Consider the following 19407-nt stretch of genomic DNA (forward strand, 5'->3'; position numbering starts at 1 on the left):
CCGGGCGGCCATGCGGTCAGGCTCTCGCCACCAGGGTGGCCGACACTCGTGGACCGCGAGGAGTGGCGCGACGGAGGCGCACGTCCCACGGTTGAGCCGTATGCCTTCCGACACTTCTTCCGGCGGCGCGTCCGTTTCCTATGCCAGTGCGCGGGGACGCGGCGTGCTGCTCGCGAGCGTGCTCGGCAGTGGCATGGCCTTCCTCGACTCCACCGCCGTCAACGTGGCGCTGCCCGCGCTGGGCCGAGAGCTCAACACGGGGCTGACGGGCCTCCAGTGGGCCGTGGACGCCTACCTGCTCACCCTCGGTTCGCTGGTGCTCACCGGCGGCGCGCTCGGTGATGCCTGGGGACAGCGCCGCGTCTTCTTGCTGGGCGTGGTGGGCTTCACCGCCATGTCCGTGCTGTGCGGCCTGGCGCCGAACGCCTGGACGCTCGCCCTCTTCCGCGCCGCGCAGGGCATGGGCGCGGCGCTGCTGGTGCCCGCGAGCCTGGCGCTCTTGCGGACCTCGTTCCCCGAAGCGGACCGACAGCGCGCGGTGGCCGCATGGGCGGGCCTGTCCGGCGTCACCACCGCGCTGGGGCCGCTGCTGGGAGGCTGGCTGGTGGACGTGGCCTCCTGGCGGCTGGTGTTCTTCCTGAATCTTCCCCTGGCGGCGCTCACCGCCTGGGCCACGCTGCGCCACGTTCCGGACGACCGGCCCACGGGGGATGCGCGCAAGCTGGACCTCGCCGGTTCGGTGACGGCCGCGCTGGGGCTCGGCGGCGTCATCTACGCGCTCATCGAAGGGCCCGCGCATGGCTGGTCCGTGGCCCCCGTGCTCGCCGCGGTGTTCGGCGCGGCGATGCTGGCCGCCTTCCTCGTCATCGAGTCACGCGCGCGAAACCCGATGTTGCCGTTGGGGCTGTTCCGTTCGCGGACCTTCTCTGGCGCCAACCTCACGACGCTGACGGTGTACTTCGCGCTGGGCGGCGTGGGCTTCCTGCTCATCCTCGCGCTGCAACAACAGCTCGGGTACTCGGCGCTCGCGGCGGGAGCGTCGCTGCTGCCCATCACCGTGATGCTGCTGTTGTTCTCACCGGTGGTGGGGAGGCTCGCGGGACGCATCGGCGCACGGCCCTTGATGACGGCGGGGCCGCTGCTGGCGGGCGTGGGCATGGCGCTGCTCACGCTCATCCACCGGGATGGAAGCTACGTGGGCACGGTGCTGCCGGGGGTGCTCGTGCTGGGCCTGGGGTTGAGTCTCACGGTGGGGCCGCTGACGGCGGTGGTGCTCGGCGCGGTGGAGGACCGGCACGCGGGCATCGCCTCGGGGGTGAACAACGCCGTGGCGCGAATCGCCGGACTCCTGGCGGTGGCACTGCTGCCGCTCCTGGGAGGACTCGCGAACAAGACGGGGGACGCGTTCCTCGCGGGGACACGTGAAGCGCTGTGGGTGTCCGCGGGCCTGTGCGTGCTGGGCGCGCTGTGCTCGTTCCTGCTGTTGCCCCGGGATGTCGGCCGGGTGAAGCGCGAGCCCTCGAGACCGAGCCCGCGCTCCACCGCGCCTCCAGGCTCACGCCCGGGTCTTCAGTTCCGGAGTCAGCGGAAGTAGGGCGAGCGGGCCACTTCGATGCGGCCCAGCAGTTCCATCGTCCCCAGTCGCTCGTCACCACTGAGCGTGGGCAGTCGCGCCGTCAGCTCCGTGTGCACCTCCTGCAACACGCCATAGGCCGCGAGCGTCTGGTGCGCCTTCAGGAGATTCACCATGACCCGGCGCACGGGGAAGGTGCGCACCCCATCCACGTTCAGCAGGATGCCGCGCACGTCCGCGAGCAGGGCCTGCGTATACGCAGGGGTGGCCGGCGGCGGCTTCACCGCATGGGGCTGCCCGACGCGTGTGTCCAGATAGAGGAAGCTGAGGATGCGGCGGGCCAGGTCATTGGCACGGACCGCGTACGCCGCACCTTCGCCCGAGGGAATCTGGAGGGGTGGCCGCACCTGCTCCATGAGGACGTCGTAGGCCTGGGCCTGTCCGCTCGCGTCCCCGCCCCTGACGAAGGAGTCCAGCGCCTGGAGGCTCGCGCGAAAATCGACGCCGACGGGCGCGCCACGCAGCACCTGCTCCGCCAGGGTCCGCATGTTGGGCATATGAAAACGCGTCAACGGGTCGTCATAGCGGTCGTAGTGGACACAAGCAGGCTCCGCCCAGGCCAGGACGTCACTGTCCGTACAGAACAGGTCCGTGGGCAGCGCCGTGGACAGTCCATAGAGGTAGCGCACCGCCGCCACGTCGTACGTGCCGGGCGCCTGCACGTGAATGGTGTCGGGCATGGCGGAGTAGTCCATGACGGTGCTCGAGCGCGGCGTTTGGGGCGTGCCGTCGTACACCCGCGACCCATTGAAGTTGTGTCGCAGGCCCAGCGTGTGACCGACCTCGTGCAGCATGATGTATGTGATGTAGCGCTCCACCTTCTGCTTCACGGTGAGGGCGGGTCCTTCGGAGCGGTCCTCCTCTGATGACAGTCGGGCGGAGAAGCCCGATGGGAGGGACGCCGCGTCCAGCTCACAGGAGGGCTCGCGGGTGAGCCCGACCCAGTACAGCCTGGGCCTCGGGCTCTCGTCACGCGCGCTGGCCGCAGAGAAAGCCGTCAGCTCTCCCGCGAAGAAGGCCTCGGCATCGTGAATCATGGCGGCGCTGATCATGACGGTGGCCCTTCGGACCTCGCCCGTATTGGGATTCGAGCTGAAGTCAGCGATGGCCAGATGGGCGTGGACCTTCGGGTCGAGGACAGCGAAGTTCTTGTCGTCCTCTCCGATGTCCATGCTGCTGTCACCCTGCACGGCCTCGAAGACCTTGAAGCCGAACGCCGCGTTCCAACCCTCGATGCCTCGCTTCACGGCGCCCACCACGTCCGCACCCCGGTAGCGGGGGTCCTCGTTCAGCTCCAGGAAGTTGGGGGTGATGTAGAAGCGGATGGGCTTCATCCCCGGCCGGATGTTCCACTTGATGGCATTCAACGCCAGCTCGCCCGTGTTGGGGATGAAGCGGCCCTCGCTGCGGAAGTAGTGCCGCGGCTCCGGTGCTGGCATCTCCGTGAAGCCCTCACCTTCCTTGTACTTGCGCAGCGCCATGGCCAGCGTGCCCGAGGCGCGAAAGCCGTTGCGCTCCAGGTAGTCGCTCCGGTCGTCGAAGACGTCCGTGAACCCCGTGAAGACCTGTTCGTACTGGACGCCGTCCGAGAGACGCCGAAAGCGCTGGGAGAAGAGCAGCTCCATCCGGAAGTCGATGGCCCCGGGCGCATACCAGTGGTCTCCGAGGATGCCGACACGGTTGAGCCCCGCCGCCGGGTCGATGAGCACGTACTGGTCCGAGCCTGGCAAGCGGTTGAACGGGGCGTGGTCAGTGACGATGGGATACGCCTCCACCAACGAGTCCGGCTTGAAGAGGTCGTTGCGAGTCAACCCGTCGCGAGCATCGAAGGCGTAGAGCTTGCCGTTCTGCTCCTGGAAGCGAATCACGCGGGGAATGAGATTCGCGGGGAGGCCGTAGTACTCCGGGTCGAAGTTGAGCTGTCGAAGCGTGGCGGACAGGAACCAGCGCTGCTTCAGCTCGCTCCTTCGGATGGCGAGGTAGAACGTCCGCCCCGTCGCGTCCACCACGCCGTCGAGCTTCTGCGTCACCTGCGTGTGCTGCTCGGACGTGAGCTCGCGAGGGACTTCGACGAAGTCTTCGCCCAGGACAATGGCGGCTCCGGGGGCCTCGGGCGCGTCGCTCGTGTTCTGGGGTTCACTGCATCCGACACCCAACATCGCGACCAGGGCCAGCGCCCCCATCCAGGAACGCCGAGTCGAGAAGTGTTGTTTCCGCATCACGATGTCTCTCCACACCGGGAGAAGGAGTCGAGACACGTCAGGCCACAGGACACGGCGCGACGCCCCTGCTCCGTCCCCCGGCGGTCCCGGGCAAGGTCGCACCTTCATTGCCACGGTCATCGAGTTGCAATCCATGCGAGAGACCTCCTCGCCGGACATGCTTGCTCCCCGGCCCGTGGACTTTGCGGTCCTTCCACCGTGCTGCTACCCGCGCGCGGGCGCGCGACTCCAGAAGCACGAAGGGCCCCCTTCCCAGTGGGAAGAGAGCCCTTGTCACCGCATGGATGCGTTCGTCGTGCGCGCTAGCTCTTGTACTTCACCGAGCAGCCATACGGCGTGGTGGTGGCGGCGGGAACGGGCTTGCCGTTGAGCACCGCGTCCACGGTCGTCTGCACGTGGTTGACCTTCTTGTCGCTCTTGCCGCGCGGGTCATCGTCGATGGCGCCCGCGTAGCGGACCACGCCCTCCGCGTCGATGATGTACATGTGCGGCGTCGTCTTGGCGCCGTACGTCTTGCCCGTCGCGCCGCTGGCGTCCTGGAGCACGGGGTACGTGAAGCCCTCTGTCTTCTTCCACGTGGCGGACTTCTCCGGCGTGTTGTGCGCCGTCGAGTCCACCGCCAGCCACACCACCTTCTTGGCGTCGAAGCCCTTCAGGGTGTTGGCCATCGTGTCCGCCTCATAGTGGCGCTTCACGAAGGGGCACTCGGGGTTGGTCCACTCCAGCACCACCACCTTGCCCTTGTACTGCGACAGCGAATGCTCCTTGCCCGCCTCGTCCTTCAGCGTGAAGGCCGGGGCCGGCTTGCCGACCTCCGCGTCCGCGAAAGCGGGGACACCCACGAGTACCGAACCGAGCGCGAGAGCGGTGAAGACCTGCTTCATGGCATTCCTCCTGATTGGGCACTGCTTGACTGCGGATGACTGCGTTTCAAGGCCGAGGGAATCCAGCGGCGCAGAGGACCTTCGAGCCGTCCTGCCGGCGCAGCGGTGAGCACTCCGATGCACGCTTCACCGAGTCCACCACCGCATCCACCGTCAACAACTCCTGCAGCACCTCCGGCTTGTCCGGCGCGCCGGGGCTCAGCACCAGGTACATGGGCACGCCCGCGCGGCCATGGTCCGCCAGCCGCGCGGTGATGCGCGCGTCGCGGCGCGTCCAGTCCGCCACGAAGAACGCCACGTGGTGCTCCGTGAAGGCCGCGCGCACCTCCTCGCGAGCCAGCACGGTGCGCTCGTTGAACTTGCAGGTGAGGCACCAGTCCGCGGTGAAGTCGATGAACACCGGCTGCCCCGCCGCCAGCGCGGAGGCCACCGCCTCGTCGCTCCAAGGCTGCGCCTGCCCCACCGTGGTTGACGCGCGCGCCGCCGGGGCCGCCTCCTCGAAGCGCAGCGCCGCCACGCCCGAGCCCACCAGCACCAGCGCCGCCACCGCCAGCGTGCCCCACCGGCGCCCGCCCTCCTGGAGTTGCGACTGGCCATACACCCACGTGCTCAGTCCCACCGCGACGAGGAAGGCCAACAGCCGCGCCATGCCGTCCACGCCGGCAAGCCCCCCCATCACCCAGACGAGCCACACCGTCGTGCCCAGGAGCGCGAAGCCCAGCACCTGCTTGAAGCGCTCCATCCACGCGCCCGGCTTCGGCAGCTTCTGTGCGAGCCCCGGCACCAGCACCAGCAGACAGAACGGCAGCGCCAGTCCCAGGCCCAGCGCGGTGAAGACGGCGAGCACCGTGAGCGGACCCGCCGCGAAGGCGAAGCCCACCGCCGTGCCGAGCAGCGGCGCCGAGCACGGAGTCGCCAGCACCACCGCGAGCACGCCCTCGCCCGCGCTGTGAAGCAATCCGTGGCTCTGGTCCACCTTGCCCGCGAGCGCGGTGCCATCCAGGCCCACGTTGAAGACACCGAAGAGGTTGAGGGCGAACGCCACCAGCACCGCGCTCACCGCGGCGACGAAGAGCGGCTCCTGGAACTGGAAGCCCCAGCCCACGCCCGCGCCGCCCGCGCGCACCGCCAGCACCGCGCCCGCGAGCGCCAGCATGCTGGCGACGATTCCGCCCGCGTACGCCGCCGCGTGCGCGCCCACCCGGCCCTGCTCCTGGCGCACCATGCGCGTGAAGCCATACGCCTTGAGCGCCAGCACGGGGAACACGCACGGCATCAGGTTGAGCAGCGCACCGCCCAGGAACGCGAACAAGAGCGCCATGCCCAGCCCCATCGACGACTCCGGGGGCGCGGCCGTCGCGGCGCTCGCCACCGGCTTCACGGCCGCGAGCGAGTCCTTGATGGAGGGCGCCTTCGCCACGACGGGCGTCGGCGCCGCACCCACGGCGGCCACGAAGGGCGCCATTGGCACGTCGACTTCCAGCGCCTGATAACCCGTGGCCTCGGTCCCCAGGCGCAACACGCCCTTGAGTCGAGGCTCCGCCTTCGGTGCATCCGGCTCCGCCTTGCCCTTCAGCGCGAAGCGCCCCGGGGCCGTCTGCGTGAGCGTCACCTTGTCCAGGCCGGGGATGCGCTCGGGAACGAAGGCGTCCTTCTCCGCCGTGGGCACCGCGCCACCGCCGGACTTCGCCACCGTGACGGTGCCGGTGAACTCCTGGCCCGCGGTGAGCTGCTTCACATCCAGCGCGAGCGCGGCGGTGTGGCCGGTGTCCGCCACCGGGCGAGGAACGCGCGCCTTCGCCGCGTCGAACGTCGGCGTGGTCTCCGCGTCCGCGAGCGTCGTCGGCCCCACGGGGATGGAGCGCGTGAGCATCAGGTCCGCGGGGATGCAGTGCACCTCGCACACCAACGCGTTCACCGCGGCCGACAGGTTGAGCGTGCCGACAGCCTGCTCGGAAGCGCGCGCCTCCGCGAAGAGGAGCACCTCGCCGTCATAGCCGTGGGTGACGATGAAGCCGTCGGGCGTGCGGAAGGTGCTCGGGAAGGGCCACTGGAGCGCGCCCACCGTGGAGCCGGGTGTGTCCCACGCGACGTCCGTCTCCAGGCCGGAGTCACCCGGGTTCTTCCAGTAGATGTGCCAACCCGGGTCCAACCGGAAGCGCACGCCCACGCGATAGGTGTCGCCCGGCTTCACCTGGGTGGCATCCACCAGCAGCGCGGCCTCCAAGCGCGGATCGCCCTCGTCGGGCGCGCCCGTGGCCACCGCGGACGGAGGCAGCGCCGCCTGCGCCACCGCCGCCACCAGCCACATGCCGATACCGCCCACCAGGGCGAGCCTCTTGGACACCGAGTGCTTCATGCGTCTCCCGTTAACCCACCCGAAGCCAGGTCGCCAGCATCCGACGGGCCCCGCTTCCGAGGGAGAACCTTCCAGGCGGGGGGACATTCCCCGCGCCCGCCCGCATCCGGGGCGTGCGACGGGGCAGGAAACATCCCGGGTGACGCGGCGTGGACAGAAGGACCCGCTCCGTCGGGGCGGGCGACCGGGCAGCCAGGCCAGGAGCAGCTCAGTCCTCCGACTTCCAGGGGGCCAGGGCGGGCAGCGGGAGCGCCGGACCCACGCGGCTCAAGGTGACGCGGGAGACCTCGGAGTGGGCGCGGCGCATCACCAGCGCCTGGGGTTGCGCGGCGCGGCGCTCGACGATGCGGCGCAGGTCCGCCAGTCGCTCCATGTGGCGTTGCGGTGGGACTTCCAGCGAGCCCAGTCGCGCGAGCTTGTAGAGGGCGAGGTCGGCGGTCTCCAGCGCCTGCTCCGCGGCCCCCTGGTTGCGGCGGCCCAGGGCCTTCCAGGCGGAGGCCTCGGCGGCCACCAGCTCCAGCTCCGCCGACACCGCGCGCACGAAGCGGCCCTGGTCGCTGTCGGGCAGCACGCGCGCCACGGGGACGGGCATGCGCCGCGTGTCCGTGCCCTCCAGGTAGGAGGTCGTCACGCCCAGGTTCCACTCGGCCGCGTCCAGCCTGCCGGAGAAGAGGACCCGACGCGGGAAGGACTGCGACACCGCGCCGAGCGACGCACTCATCGCGTCGCCTTCGACACGGGAGGAGTAGCGGTGACGGCAGCGCAGCTCCGAGAAGCCCGAGGGCAGCACGTACACGCGCGCGTCCGAGCCCACCTCGCCGAACAGCTCCGCGGACATCGTGCCCACCGCCAGCGGAAGGCCCTCCGGGTCATCCACGTGGACGAAGCCGGTACCGGACGGTCCCGTGAGGGCTTCCAGGATGTCGGGCAGGTAGTGCCGGCCCAATCCCAGCGCGTGCAGGACGACGCCGGACTCCACGACACGCGCGCCCAGCGTCTTGAAATCGGAGAGCTGGGAGGGGCCGACGGACGGCTCGCCATCCGTGAGCATCAGCACCTGGGGGCGCGCACCTGGGACGAGCACGCGGCGCACAGCCTCCGCGCCCCGCTCGATGGCCTCGTGCAGCGCGGTGCCCTCACCAGACTCCAGGCGCGACAGCGCCTTGAGGAACTGGGCCTTGGCGGAAGCGTCCATCGCGCGCACGGGCAGCAGTTGCTCCGGCTCCGCGTCGAAAGTGAGGAGGCCCAGGTAGTCGCGAGGGCTGGCGCGCTCCACCAGGGATTGCGCGGCCTGCACCGCGGCGAGCAGCGGGACGCCGCGCATGGACGCGCTGCGGTCCAACACGAGGTTCGCCGTCACGGGAGCCCGGGGCGCGTCCGCGTCCGCTTCCAGCGTGACGAGCAGCAACACTTCCCGGCCGTGCTCCGCGTCGCGCTCCACTGCCAAGGCCGTCTGCTTCATCCGTGCTCCCGCGCGCTCTCACGAGACATTCTGCCGCGAACCGCCCCGTGAAAGACGACGTCCCTCACGACCGGAAGTCTCATGGGCCACAACACCAATGGCATGGATCCTCACGGAAAGGCTTCCACGTCGAGGATGTGGGCAGACACACCCCGGAATCAAGAGGGGGCCAGGCCGCCACACCCGGCGGCGGGGTAGGTCCTGACCGCGTCGGGAGCGATTACCGGGACACGCCACACGCCGCGCAGTGCCGGGCCTCGGGCGTGCGCAGGGGTTTGCCGCAGTGCGCACAAGGCGGCCCATACTGACTCAGCCGGTGGTGCATCACCGCGTTGGCGTTCGTCTCGTGGAACCCGGTGAGCCGCTCGTACTCCTCACGCACGGGCCGGAACCGCGCCCTGATGGAGCGCTCCTTCTCGCTCGGCCAATCCACCGGGGTCCGCGGAGAGAACGCCGCCCGATACAACGCGGAGATCCGCGCGAACTCCTCCTCGTCGAGCATCGGCACATCCAGCTTGCAGCGCCAGCACCACAGCACCTTCATCCGGGCCTCCCGCCCTCCTCGCGCGCACGCGGCAGCTTCGCGCACCACGCCAGGGCGCACGCAACGACGTCAGCAAGAAGGAGGAGATGACGGCCGCCCCGAACACCCAGGCGTCACCGAGAGACCACCGGCCCGGGAGCCACCCACTGAGGGCGCCACCGCACGAGCCGAACCACCGGTTACAAAGAAGCGCCCCCGCGCATCCACCGGCCGCGGGGGCCGCGAATCACTCGGCCGCGCTCCAGCCGCCCCACGACTCATCCCCATAGCCCCACATCCGGCCACCGGGAGCCCCATCCACGGGAGTCACGGACTCGCTCTCACCATCTTCCGCGAGGTCCACATACGGCAGCCCTTCATCGTCCATGTAGGTGGTGTCATCGTGAACCATGTCCGACTCCTTTGGGCGCTCCGCTTCAGGGAAGGTGGACGGCCTTTCGGCTCGCCTCCTTGTGGGCGCCCCCCTGTTCGGTCCGCGTGGGTCCGCCCGATGCGGTACCCGGCTTACGACTCGTTGACCGATTTACCGACCATGGTGCTCATGTCGCTTCGCGTTGTAAAGCCCTTGGGGAATCAAACTTCCGACCCCTGCTTCGACCCCACGTCTACTCGCCTGCCCTCCAACCTTCACTCCAATTATTTCAGCAGGTTGAGAAGGCGTTGACTGACAGACAGCGTGCGAGGCCGTCGTACAAGGTAGGTCGGCCTGGCGTCGGATGGAACCACACAGCAGTCAACACTTCGCCATTTTCAAGGCGGTAGGCTGCCAGTGCGGGTGTCAGTAAATCGGTGTAGCGGGCAAGCTTGCTCGCTCGTGGCGCCACTCCGTGCTTCAGTCCCGGACACCTCGCCCGCTCAGCGCTTGATTCGAGAATCACCCCTGTTAGGGTTGACGGGCACTCAAGTTTTGCCGCGTCGCGGCAACGGGCCTTCCGCCGCGTCCCCCCAGAGGTCCTCCGAGTCCCAATGAGTCCCATCATCACCGGCCTATTGCTTGCCATCGCCGTTCCCATCTTCGTGATGACCATGTCCGGTCGCGTGGGCGTGTTGCTCGCGATGAAGAAGGAGCGGCGGCTCGACAACATCCCGCTGCGCATCAAGCGGCTCGTGCTCTTCGGGCTCGGGCAGAAGCGCATGGTCGACCCGGAGGAGTTCACCCCGGGCTTGATGCACGTGCTCATCTACGCGGCGTTCATGGTGCTGCAGGTGCGCACCATCATGATGTTCGCGATGGGCTTCTCGTCCGGCGCGCTGGAGCTGTTCACCGACCTGAGCCACCCCTTCTGGCTGGACAACACGGTGCTGCTGGGCGCCTACCGTGGCTATCTGCTGATCAAGGACGTGGTGGCGGCCCTGGCCCTGGTGGGCTGCGGCTACTACGTGTGGACGCGCTGGAAGGTGAAGCCGGACCGCATGTCGCAGTCCTGGGAGGCGTACCTCATCCTGGGCTTCATCTCCGGGTTGATGGTCTCCGAGTTCCTGTTCGGCGGCAGCCACATGGTGGCGGCGCACGCGGCGGCGCAGCAGGTGCCGATGGGCGCCACGCAGGTGCCCGCGGCCCCGTCCGCGCTGGTGTGGTGGGAGCCGTTCACCAGCCTGGTCGGCATGGCGATGATGCCCCTGGGCTCCACGGCCGCGCACGTGCTGGGCATTGGAGGCTTCTGGACCCACCTCATCATCGTCCTGGCGTTCCTGAACTTCCTGCCCATCGGCAAGCACTTCCACATCATCACCGGCCTGCCCAACGTCTTCTTCCAGCGCACCCACTCCACCGGCAAGCTGCCCACGCCCAACCTGGAGAAGGAAGAGTTCGGCACCGCCACGGTGAGGGACCTCACGTGGAAGCAGGGCCTGGATTTGTACTCCTGCACGGAGTGCGGTCGCTGCCAGACGCACTGCCCCACGTACATCACCGGCAAGCCGCTCACGCACAAGGCCGTCAACCAGGACCTGAAGCATTGGATCTGGGACCACGAGCAGTGGGCGGAGGAGGGCTACAGCCCCAACCGCATCAAGGAGCCCCTGCCGGAAATCGTCGGCGGCGCGCTGAGCTCCGAGACGGTCTGGGCCTGTACCAGCTGCGGGTGGTGCGAGCAGGCGTGTCCGGTGTTCATCGAGAACGTGCCGCGCCTCATCGACATGCGCCGCTACCAGGTGCAGGTGAAGGCGGACTTCCCGCCTGAAATCCAGCGCGTGTTCGAAGGCATGGAGCGCCAGGGCAACCCCTGGGGCCTGGGCCAGGACCGTCGCGACGAGTGGGCGGAGGACCTGGCGCTGCCCACGTGGGGTGACGAAGGTGGCCCGTACGAGTACCTGTTCTTCGTGGGCTGCGCGGGCAGCTACGACGACAAGCAGAAGAAGGTCAGCCGCTCGCTGGTGAAAATCATGCGGGAGGCGGGCGTGAGCTTCGCCACGCTGTCCAAGCAGGAGATGTGCAACGGCGACTCCGCGCGCCGCATGGGCAACGAGTACCTGTACCAGACGATGGCGAAGACGAACGTCGAGTCGTGGAACTCGATGGGCGTCAAGGCGGTCATCACCCAGTGCCCGCACTGCTTCAACACCATCAAGAACGAGTACCCGGAGTTCGGCGGCGAGTACCGCGTCATCAATCACACGGAGCTCATCAACGAGCTGTTGCGCGACAAGCGCATCAAGCTGTCCGCGGTGATGAACACCAAGCTGACGTACCACGACCCCTGCTACCTGGGCCGGCACAACGGCGTGTATGACGCGCCCCGCGAAGTGCTCAAGGCCATCCCCGGGCTGGAAGTCGTGGAGATGCAGCGCAGCAAGCGCGAGGGCTTCTGCTGCGGCGCCGGTGGCGGCCGCATGTGGATGGAGGAGCACATTGGCACGCGCATCAACCACAACCGGTTGAACGAAGTCGCGCTGACGCTCAAGCACGCCGAGGACCCGACCACGCCGTTCCCCGACGCCGCGGACAGGAAGAAGCCGGGCCTGGTGGGCGACTACAAGGAGAAGGGCGGCACGGGCATCGTCGCCGTCGCGTGTCCCTTCTGCTCGACGATGCTCGGCGACGCGGTCAACGACACCGGCCGCGAGGGGAACATCAAGGTCAAGGACATCACCGAGCTGGTCGCCGACGCGATGGAGGTCCGCAGCGGCGCGGCCAGTGGCGTGGCTCCCGGCGCGACGCTGAGCGCCAAGCCGGAGTAACGGCGCGACGCGGAAGAGACCTGGGCCCGGAGGCTTCCACCGTGAAGCCCCGGGCCTTCGTCGTTTCAGGCGCTCACTTCACCCACTCCAGCAGGTACGTGCAGGAGGAGCCCTCGCGCACGAGCACGGAGACGCGGGGCTCCTTCGCGCCGGAGAGGGTGAGCAGGAACTCCAGGACGCCGACGTAGTAGATGGGCCTGTCGTTGATGTCGCTGAGCCACAGCTCGGCGCGCCCGGGCGAGCTGGCCTTCACCAGCGTCTCCACGTAGTTGTCCGTGCCGCGAAAGCCCCGGTTGAGCTGGAACAACATGAACTGGGGCCCCAACGCGCGGGCGCCCACGCCCAGCATCCGGCCGAGCACCGTGGCCAGCAGTCCCTCCATCACCGTGTGCCCCAACTGACGCCAGGCCTCATCGAGCGGAAGGTGCGGCCACAAGTCACCCAGCACGATGTGTTGCCAGCGCAGCCACGAGGCCAGGGGATACGTCGGCTGCAGCGGGACGGACAAATCCAACCCCGCCTCACGCAGCAGGCGCCACGCGTCCTCGGACAGACGGTCCTTCAGCGCAATCTGGAAGAGGCCCTGCACCGTCCCGCTGTGGACGATTTTTGGCTCGGACGTCGCCATGCGGTGGCTCCTCTCGGACGGGGGCGGACCGTACGTGTGAAGCCTCCCATGCGGTGCGGGGCCGCCCGCGCGTGGAGGGTGGTGAACGCCGCGAGTGTCCGGACACGGACGCGTGCTCAGGGCTTGCGTTGCTTTTCCGAACGCAACACTCGCTCCAACCGCTTCGTGGCCCCGTCATCCCCGAGCTTGCCCGCGACGTACGCACCCGCGGACGCGAGCTTCCGGCGGAAGTCTTCCTTCGGCGGTGTCGCGGCCGGAGAGGCCGTGCCCGGGCCGGTGATGGCATCGGTGCGCAGCAACAGGGGCACCATGGAGCGCTCGTCCTCCGTCGCGCTCTCCCAGAGCGCCGACACGGAGTTCGAGTGGCCATGGGCGGCGGCGATGATGACCGCGGACTCTCCGATGCGGTTCGTAATCGTCGCGTCCGCGCCCGCCTTCAGCAAGAGCTCCACGAGACCTGCGTGTCCCTCCCGCGCCGCCACCATCAGCGGCGTGAGGCCCTCATCATCGAACGGATTGGGGTCCGCGCCCTCGTCGAGCTGGGACTTCAAGGACTCGCGGTCTCCCGCGAGCACGGCATCGAAGAGGGACATGGCAGCCTCCAGCGCGACAGCATCGCGCCTCGGGGGCGCGGATGCCAGGGACCTGGGAGCCTGGGGACAGGCCTACAGCGGGCCGTACGAAGGCTCGGCCGCGCTGGGCACCGCGAGCGTGACGGAGTTGGACGGCGCCGCGCTCACGGTGGAGCGGTAGATGCCCGGGTCCCCACCCGCCGAGTCGGCGAAGAGGAAGCCGACCTGGCTCGCGCCCGTCCACACCGGCCACGTCTCCTGGGCGCTTGCGCCGCCATAGCTGGTGACGCGTCGCAAGGCGCCCAGGCGACCTCCACTCAGGGTTCCCACATAGGTGCGCACGCTGCTCGAGGAGCCGCGCCCGTCCAGCACCACCTGCGAGCCGTCCGGCGACACCGCGACACGGTTGGCCACGGTCCCGACGTCATTGCCCAGCGACGAGGCGATGATGGCGCCCCCCGAGAGCGGCACGTACGCCACCTGATTGAGCTGCTGGAGCCCGCTGCCCGTGGGCGCGACGACGGCGGTCCCATTGGGGACGAAGGACGGCGCCCCATAGGCGACGACGGAGTTCGGGGTGAGCTCCTGGAAGCCGCTGCCGTCCGTGTTCACCCGCCCGAGCGACGTGAGGGAGCTGTTGCCGGGGGAGAAGACGAAGACGACGCCGCGGCCGTCCGGACTGAAGGTGGGCGTGCGGAAATTGGTGCAGCCCCGCGCGCAGGCCGCGTCATTCTCGCTGAACAACGTGGCCACGGTGCCACCCGTGGTGGGCACCGTCAGCAGCGAGGTGCCAAGGCCACCGCGCTGGACGAAGACGACGCTGCGACCATCCTTCGACACCGAGGGCCAGTAGGCCCCGCCCGTGCTGGTCAGCCGCTGCGGACTGTTGGGGTCTCCCGCGTCGTCCACCACGAAGACGTTGCGGTCGTCCTCGCGCACGAAGGCAAAGCCCTTGCTGAACCGGACGCCTCCCACGCCGCCGCCGCCGCCATCATCCTCGAACGGCTCGCAGCCACCCAGCAGCCCCACCACCAACAGCCCACCGACGAAATACCGCGTGCCCGTCATCACAATCGCTCCACGTTGCCGGCCCGGTTCAGCGCCCCGCACTACAGGGCGCGCCGGGTCGGACGTCAACGCGTGCGAAGGCATTCACGGGCAAGCCCGCGCGAAGGGGCTCAGCGGTTGAGCTTGGCCAGCTCGTTGCGACACTGGTTGCAGAGCGACAGCTGCTTGCGGTCGCAGTCCTGCGGGGACTGCGCGAAGAACATCACGCACCGGGGGTCCTCGCAGTAGGACAACCCGAGCAGGTGGCCCGCCTGGTGGGTGACCTCCACCTGGATGCGCCGCCGCAGGTGCTCGCCGTCAGCGCCCTGGCGAAGCCTGAACACGCTCACCACCGCCGTGCGGGACTCGCGGTCCGCCTCGCCGAAGACGAAGGGCGAGTCCGGGACGAAGAGGTCCACGTCCGTCACGCCGAGCACCAGGTGCTGACCGGGCTCCATCATCGGCGTGAGCCGACGCATGATGGCGTTGCAGTGGTACTGGGCACGGTCCTTGTTGAAGGCATAGGCCGGCGTCGGGAGCGCCGTCTTCGCCACCACCGAAGCGGTGCCCATCTGTGTGGTCAGTGGGTCCTGGAGGTCTTTCAACAGGGTTGCCGTTGGGCTTCCCACGGAGACCAGCAGGAGCGTCTTCTGCGGCATCGGGCCACCGTCCTTCATGCACACGGACGGACGCGCTGGCTACCGCGTCCCCCCGGAGCGGAATGACTGGGGCGCAAGGATTCGAACCTTGATACTCAGAGTCAAAGTCTGATGTCCTGCCATTAGACGACGCCCCAGCAGGTTCGCACGTGAACTTCTGGCGGCCGATTCTACGGCATCTGGACGGGCTCGGGAACCCACTCTGACGTCGGGATGTGTCGTCCCCCCTCTTCCACGCGGATCAACCCCGGAAAGTACGGGTCCGGACGCGCTGAATTCCACCAGGAGTGAATTGACCGCTCCGCGTGTATCGGCGCGAGGGCCCGGAGACGGAGCTCCGGGCCCCCGCGAGGCGGGATTCAGCCCTTGAGGACGGCGATGGGTGTCAGGCGCCGGACGGGAGTGACGAGGTCCGCCTCGTCCTCGAGGACCTCGACGATGTCGCGGTAGGCGGCGGGCGCCTCCTCCACGAGCGCCGCGGCCCGGCGGGAGTCATGCACCACCCTGCGCAGGGCGTGCTCCAGGGCCGAGGGACGGATGCGGGCGCGGGCCTCGGTCCGGGTGAGGACCCGGCCGGCGCCGTGGGAGCAGGAGCGGAACGCGCGGGGCTCGGCCCGGCCTTCCACCACATAGGAGGCGGTGCCCATCGAACCGGGGATGAGCCCTTGCCGCCCCGCCTCCAGGCCCACCGCGCCCTTGCGGTGGACCCACAGCGCGCGGCCGAAGTGCGTCTCCCTGGCGACGTGGTTGTGGTGGAGATCCACCGTGGATTCCGGCTCCGGTGAGATGCCCAGTGTCCGGGACAACACGTCCAGGGCCCTCGCGGCCAGCGCGTCGCGGTTCGCTCGGGCGAAGCGACAGGCGAGGTCCAGGTCCGCGAGGCAGGCGACTCCCTCGGGCGTGTGCAGGCTCAGGCCAGGCAGGCTGCCTTCCCCGAGCGTCTTCGCGACACGCTGGTGATGCTCGCCGATGGCCGCGCCCACGCCGCGAGAGCCGGAGTGCAGGAGCAGCCAGAGGTCCCCTCCCGCGTCCCGGTCCAGTTCGAGGAAGTGGTTGCCACCGCCGAGCGTGCCCAGGTGTCGCGGCGCCAGCCGCTCCCAGGCATGGCGCAGCTTCTGGGTCGACAGCGGTGGCGCCTCCAGCGCGGACGGAAGAGGAAGGCCGCGACCTCGATGCGTCGCGTCTCCCACCGGGATGACCTGGGACAAGCGGGTGAGCAGCAACTCCAGCGTGTCACGCCCCAGCGACGCGGCGGGATATGCGAAGCGGTAGGCACTCACGCCACAGCCCAGGTCTCCACCGAGGGCACCGGGGACGACGTGGTGCTCGGTGGCGAAGACGGAGCCCACCGCGACGCCGTGCGCGACGTGGACGTCCGGCATCGCGGCCACGTGCTCGACGATGTAGGGCTGGGCGGCGAGGTGCCGGAGCTGTTTCTCCGCGCCGGGTGGAAGAGCGCGTGCCCAGACGAGGATGGACACTGCGCCGGGCGCCGCCGGGAGGATGCGTGGATTCATCGCGCACCTCCTTCGTCATCGCCGTCCTCGTCGAAGGACCCGGGTACTTCGTCCTCGTCTTCGGGAATGGCGGCGTCTGGAGGCTCGGCGGACAACGCCTCCGTCGGGTGCTCGGCCACGCCGATGTAGATGAAGCGCAGCTGAGGCACCCGCTTGAGGTCCAGGTGCTGGGCGAGCTGCGAGCGCAGGTAGCCACTGGCTCGGGCCAGGGCCTCCTGGACTTCACGCGCGGCCGACGCCGCCGGGGTGAGAGTGTAGCCAATGCGGATGAGCCGACCATCCGGTGTGAGTTCGAAGGACGCCGGTGAGACACCTTCGAGTCGAGGGTCGGACAGCTCGCTCCGGAAGAGGAGGGAGACCTCCTGGAACAGGGTGGACTGAACGCGCAGGTGACGCGCGGAGGGAGGTTCGGACGACGACAACGAGAACGACGATGCAGCAGCACCCTCGCGCCGACGGGACGCGCGGGGACGACGATTCCTGGAAGAAGCCATGAGTGGACGAAGAGTTCCCAGCAGGCCGCGCGTGCGGCGCACACCTCGTGACTCAGCTCACGAGGACGCGTGCGGCACGACGGCCGGAGTGCACGGTGACAAAGGCTTGCGCGCGGTGCTGGTTCGACGAGGACACAACCCTCTCCGACCCACTCAGCCTCGAAGGCGGGTGAGGGAGGAACTCAGCTCTCGTGAGACGAGCACGACGCGAAGCGACCCGAGACACCGTTCAATACAGTCCCCATGGCACACCTCCCGCCGCGCTCGGAGTCTCCGGCACGGGCACTCGTGGGTTTCGATGGGGAGAACGGACGGCGCTCACCGCCTGTCCGCGCACACCGGCGGACGCTGACGAAAATGCCTGGCGACTCCTGACACGTGGGGACGGGGGGCCCTCCTCTCGAGACAAGGCAGGCGTCACCTGGAGGACAGCGCGCACCGTCGACCTTCCTTGAGAGGGGGCGGATGTCCGGTGGTCGCCACCCCTTCTTTCCACCATCCGACGAGAAGCCTCGCGTGGGATTGGCCCCTTCGCACCTCCCTGCCTACGCAGCAGGGCGCGAGGGCGAACACATGGCGGATGTCTTCGATGTGGTGGTGATTGGTGGTGGGCCCACGGGAGAGAATGCGGGAGCGCGAGCCGCCGCGGCCGGTCTTTCCGTGGCGCTGGTCGAACACGAACTGCTCGGCGGCGAGTGCTCCTACTGGGCCTGCGTTCCGAGCAAGGCGCTGTTGCGTCCAGCGGAGGCGCTCTGGTTGGCGAAGCACTCGCCGGGTGTGCGAGAGACCATCAAGGGGCCGCTGGTCGCCAGCGCGGTGTTGGAGCACCGCGATGCCATGGTCGGCTACTACAACGACGACTCCCAGGTGAAGTGGGCGGAGGGTGCGAAGCTGACGGTGGTGCGCGGCCACGGCAAGCTCACCGGCCCACGCAAGGTGCGCGTCGAGGCCAAGGACGGCACCGTGCGCGAGCTGGAGGCGAAGCGCGCGGTGGTGCTCGCGACGGGCAGCCGGCCGCGCATCCCGGACATCCCGGGGCTGAAGGAAGCCAGGCCGTGGGACAACCGCGAGGGCACGGGCGCGAAGCAGGTGCCCAAGCGGCTGCTGGTGCTGGGCGGCGGCGTGGTGGCGGTGGAGCTGGCGCAGGCGTGGCGCTCGCTGGGCTCGGAGGTGACGCTGGTGGAGCGCGGCAAGGCGCTGCTGTCCCGCTTCGAGCCCTTCGTGGGTGAGCAGGTGGCCCAGGCCCTGCGCGACGAAGGCGTGAAGGTGATGCTGAGCACATCCATCACCGGCGTGAGTCGCCCGGGAGGCCAGGGCGAGGTGACGGTGAAGCTCTCGACGGGCGAGGAGCTGAAGGGCGATGCGGTGTTGGTGGGCATGGGCCGCGTGCCGCGCACGGACTCCCTGGGCCTGGAGACGGTGGGGCTGAAGGCCGGCGAGACGGTGCAGGTGGATGACCAGCTCCGCGCGAAGGGCGTGGAGGGTGGCTGGCTCTACGCATGCGGCGATGTGAATGGCCGCAACCTGCTGACGCACATGGGCAAATACCAGGCGCGACTGGTGGGTGACGTCATCGCGGGCAAGAAGGCGAGCGCGTGGGCGGACACGAAGGCGACGCCGCAGGTCATCTTCACGCACCCACAGGTGGCGAGCGTGGGCCTCACGGAGGCGAAGGCCCGTGAAGCGGGGCTGCCCGTGCGCACGGTGCAGTACGACCTGGGCAAGGTGTCGGGTACGTCACTGTTCGGCGAGAAGCTGGGTGGCACGGCGAAGCTGGTGGTGGACGAGAAGCGCCGGGTCATCCTGGGCGCCACCTTCACCGGACCCGAGGTGGGCGAGATGCTTCACGCGGCCACCATCGCCGTCGCGGGTGAGGTGTCGCTCGACACGCTCTGGCATGCCGTGCCGTCGTTCCCCACGATGAGTGAGGTGTGGCTGCGCTTGCTGGAGACGTACGGCCTGTAGCGCGAGCACGTGGGTCGCTGGCGAGTGTGCGGCTCGCCAGCCCCGACCCGCATGGCGGCATTTGTATGGGATTACCCAATCCCATACAGGCCCCGGGAAGCTTGCTGACCCGGGAGCCCGAGCGTCCCCTCACGATGTCTCCACGTCGGCACGACACGGCCACACCCGCATGTGCCGCCAGGTCAGTGAAACACCTTCCTCCGCGACGACACCACACATCCAGGCACACTCCAGGTGACGA

The 19407-nt window shown here is 69.0% G+C and carries 15 protein-coding genes and 1 tRNA gene; 3 read left to right on the plus strand and 13 right to left on the minus strand.

The features are described 5' to 3' along the window. Positions 1–100 precede the first annotated feature (100 nt). Positions 101–1594: an MFS transporter gene (locus tag HUA76_RS05355; protein WP_174460166.1), complete on the plus strand. Its 1494-nt coding sequence runs from the start codon at positions 101–103 to the stop codon at positions 1592–1594. Here HUA76_RS05355 and HUA76_RS05360 read toward each other — a convergent pair. From HUA76_RS05360 to HUA76_RS05385, 6 genes are all read right to left on the minus strand, one after another. Beyond that, on the minus strand, positions 1582–3852 hold the full coding sequence (locus HUA76_RS05360) for a zinc-dependent metalloprotease (protein WP_254614065.1): 2271 nt from the start codon (positions 3850–3852) through the stop codon (positions 1582–1584). The two genes, HUA76_RS05355 and HUA76_RS05360, sit on opposite strands and share 13 nt — an antisense overlap. 305 nt (positions 3853–4157) lie before the next feature. Next, complete coding sequence (locus HUA76_RS05365; protein ID WP_174459055.1) at positions 4158–4739, minus strand: thioredoxin family protein; 582 nt, start codon at positions 4737–4739, stop codon at positions 4158–4160. Between the two features lie 46 nt (positions 4740–4785). Then, positions 4786–7098 (minus strand): protein-disulfide reductase DsbD, encoded by a 2313-nt coding sequence (locus HUA76_RS05370; RefSeq protein WP_174460168.1) that lies wholly within the window; start codon positions 7096–7098, stop codon positions 4786–4788. Positions 7099–7306: 208 nt separating this feature from the next. After that, positions 7307–8560: a VWA domain-containing protein gene (locus HUA76_RS05375; protein ID WP_174459053.1), complete on the minus strand. Its 1254-nt coding sequence runs from the start codon at positions 8558–8560 to the stop codon at positions 7307–7309. Positions 8561–8780: 220 nt separating this feature from the next. After that, on the minus strand, positions 8781–9104 hold the full coding sequence (locus tag HUA76_RS05380) for a hypothetical protein (RefSeq protein WP_174460169.1): 324 nt from the start codon (positions 9102–9104) through the stop codon (positions 8781–8783). Positions 9105–9330: 226 nt separating this feature from the next. After that, positions 9331–9495 (minus strand): hypothetical protein, encoded by a 165-nt coding sequence (locus tag HUA76_RS05385; RefSeq protein ID WP_174460170.1) that lies wholly within the window; start codon positions 9493–9495, stop codon positions 9331–9333. Positions 9496–10070: 575 nt separating this feature from the next. Between HUA76_RS05385 and HUA76_RS05390 the strand changes: the two genes are divergently transcribed. After that, positions 10071–12284: a (Fe-S)-binding protein gene (locus HUA76_RS05390; protein WP_174460171.1), complete on the plus strand. Its 2214-nt coding sequence runs from the start codon at positions 10071–10073 to the stop codon at positions 12282–12284. Positions 12285–12357: 73 nt separating this feature from the next. Here HUA76_RS05390 and HUA76_RS05395 read toward each other — a convergent pair whose 3' ends face one another. From HUA76_RS05395 to HUA76_RS05425, 7 genes are all read right to left on the minus strand, one after another. Beyond that, positions 12358–12912, minus strand: a complete 555-nt coding sequence (locus HUA76_RS05395; RefSeq protein WP_174460172.1) for a DUF2378 family protein — start codon at positions 12910–12912, stop codon at positions 12358–12360. A 116-nt stretch (positions 12913–13028) separates the two neighbouring features. Further along, entirely contained in the window at positions 13029–13505 is a 477-nt protein-coding gene (locus tag HUA76_RS05400) for an ankyrin repeat domain-containing protein (protein ID WP_174460173.1), read from the minus strand. Between the two features lie 72 nt (positions 13506–13577). Then, positions 13578–14552 carry a PD40 domain-containing protein gene (locus HUA76_RS05405; protein WP_141641119.1) on the minus strand — a complete coding sequence of 325 codons (975 nt, stop codon included), beginning with the start codon at positions 14550–14552 and terminating at the stop codon, positions 13578–13580. Between the two features lie 110 nt (positions 14553–14662). Beyond that, positions 14663–15190, minus strand: coding sequence for a non-proteolytic archaemetzincin-like protein (locus HUA76_RS05410; protein ID WP_141641118.1), 528 nt, complete (start codon positions 15188–15190; stop codon positions 14663–14665). Between the two features lie 66 nt (positions 15191–15256). Next, positions 15257–15327: transfer RNA gene (locus HUA76_RS05415), tRNA-Gln, on the minus strand. Positions 15328–15549: 222 nt separating this feature from the next. Further along, positions 15550–16707 (minus strand): RtcB family protein, encoded by a 1158-nt coding sequence (locus HUA76_RS05420; RefSeq protein ID WP_174460174.1) that lies wholly within the window; start codon positions 16705–16707, stop codon positions 15550–15552. Continuing rightward, positions 16704–17129 (minus strand): ribosome-binding factor A, encoded by a 426-nt coding sequence (locus HUA76_RS05425; RefSeq protein WP_254613986.1) that lies wholly within the window; start codon positions 17127–17129, stop codon positions 16704–16706. The genes HUA76_RS05420 and HUA76_RS05425 overlap by 4 nt, the downstream gene beginning before the upstream one ends. A 645-nt stretch (positions 17130–17774) precedes the next feature. Here HUA76_RS05425 and HUA76_RS05430 point away from each other — a divergent pair. After that, positions 17775–19166 carry an NAD(P)/FAD-dependent oxidoreductase gene (locus HUA76_RS05430; RefSeq protein ID WP_174460176.1) on the plus strand — a complete coding sequence of 464 codons (1392 nt, stop codon included), beginning with the start codon at positions 17775–17777 and terminating at the stop codon, positions 19164–19166. Positions 19167–19407 lie beyond the last annotated feature (241 nt).

The sequence above is a fragment of the Myxococcus sp. CA056 genome (genome assembly GCF_013336715.1).
GTDB lineage: Bacteria > Myxococcota > Myxococcia > Myxococcales > Myxococcaceae > Myxococcus > Myxococcus llanfairpwllgwyngyllgogerychwyrndrobwllllantysiliogogogochensis.

What these genes read in the sequence shown, in the direction of transcription:
- HUA76_RS05355 (WP_174460166.1), top strand. Translation starts at nt 101, where the DNA reads ATGCCTTCCGACACTTCTTCCGGCGGCGCGTCCGTTTCCTATGCCAGT.
- HUA76_RS05360 (WP_254614065.1), bottom strand. Translation starts at nt 3,852, where the DNA reads ATGCGGAAACAACACTTCTCGACTCGGCGTTCCTGGATGGGGGCGCTG.
- HUA76_RS05365 (WP_174459055.1), bottom strand. Translation starts at nt 4,739, where the DNA reads ATGAAGCAGGTCTTCACCGCTCTCGCGCTCGGTTCGGTACTCGTGGGT.
- HUA76_RS05370 (WP_174460168.1), bottom strand. Translation starts at nt 7,098, where the DNA reads ATGAAGCACTCGGTGTCCAAGAGGCTCGCCCTGGTGGGCGGTATCGGC.
- HUA76_RS05375 (WP_174459053.1), bottom strand. Translation starts at nt 8,560, where the DNA reads ATGAAGCAGACGGCCTTGGCAGTGGAGCGCGACGCGGAGCACGGCCGG.
- HUA76_RS05380 (WP_174460169.1), bottom strand. Translation starts at nt 9,104, where the DNA reads ATGAAGGTGCTGTGGTGCTGGCGCTGCAAGCTGGATGTGCCGATGCTC.
- HUA76_RS05385 (WP_174460170.1), bottom strand. Translation starts at nt 9,495, where the DNA reads ATGGTTCACGATGACACCACCTACATGGACGATGAAGGGCTGCCGTAT.
- HUA76_RS05390 (WP_174460171.1), top strand. Translation starts at nt 10,071, where the DNA reads ATGAGTCCCATCATCACCGGCCTATTGCTTGCCATCGCCGTTCCCATC.
- HUA76_RS05395 (WP_174460172.1), bottom strand. Translation starts at nt 12,912, where the DNA reads ATGGCGACGTCCGAGCCAAAAATCGTCCACAGCGGGACGGTGCAGGGC.
- HUA76_RS05400 (WP_174460173.1), bottom strand. Translation starts at nt 13,505, where the DNA reads ATGTCCCTCTTCGATGCCGTGCTCGCGGGAGACCGCGAGTCCTTGAAG.
- HUA76_RS05405 (WP_141641119.1), bottom strand. Translation starts at nt 14,552, where the DNA reads ATGACGGGCACGCGGTATTTCGTCGGTGGGCTGTTGGTGGTGGGGCTG.
- HUA76_RS05410 (WP_141641118.1), bottom strand. Translation starts at nt 15,190, where the DNA reads ATGCCGCAGAAGACGCTCCTGCTGGTCTCCGTGGGAAGCCCAACGGCA.
- HUA76_RS05420 (WP_174460174.1), bottom strand. Translation starts at nt 16,707, where the DNA reads ATGAATCCACGCATCCTCCCGGCGGCGCCCGGCGCAGTGTCCATCCTC.
- HUA76_RS05430 (WP_174460176.1), top strand. Translation starts at nt 17,775, where the DNA reads ATGGCGGATGTCTTCGATGTGGTGGTGATTGGTGGTGGGCCCACGGGA.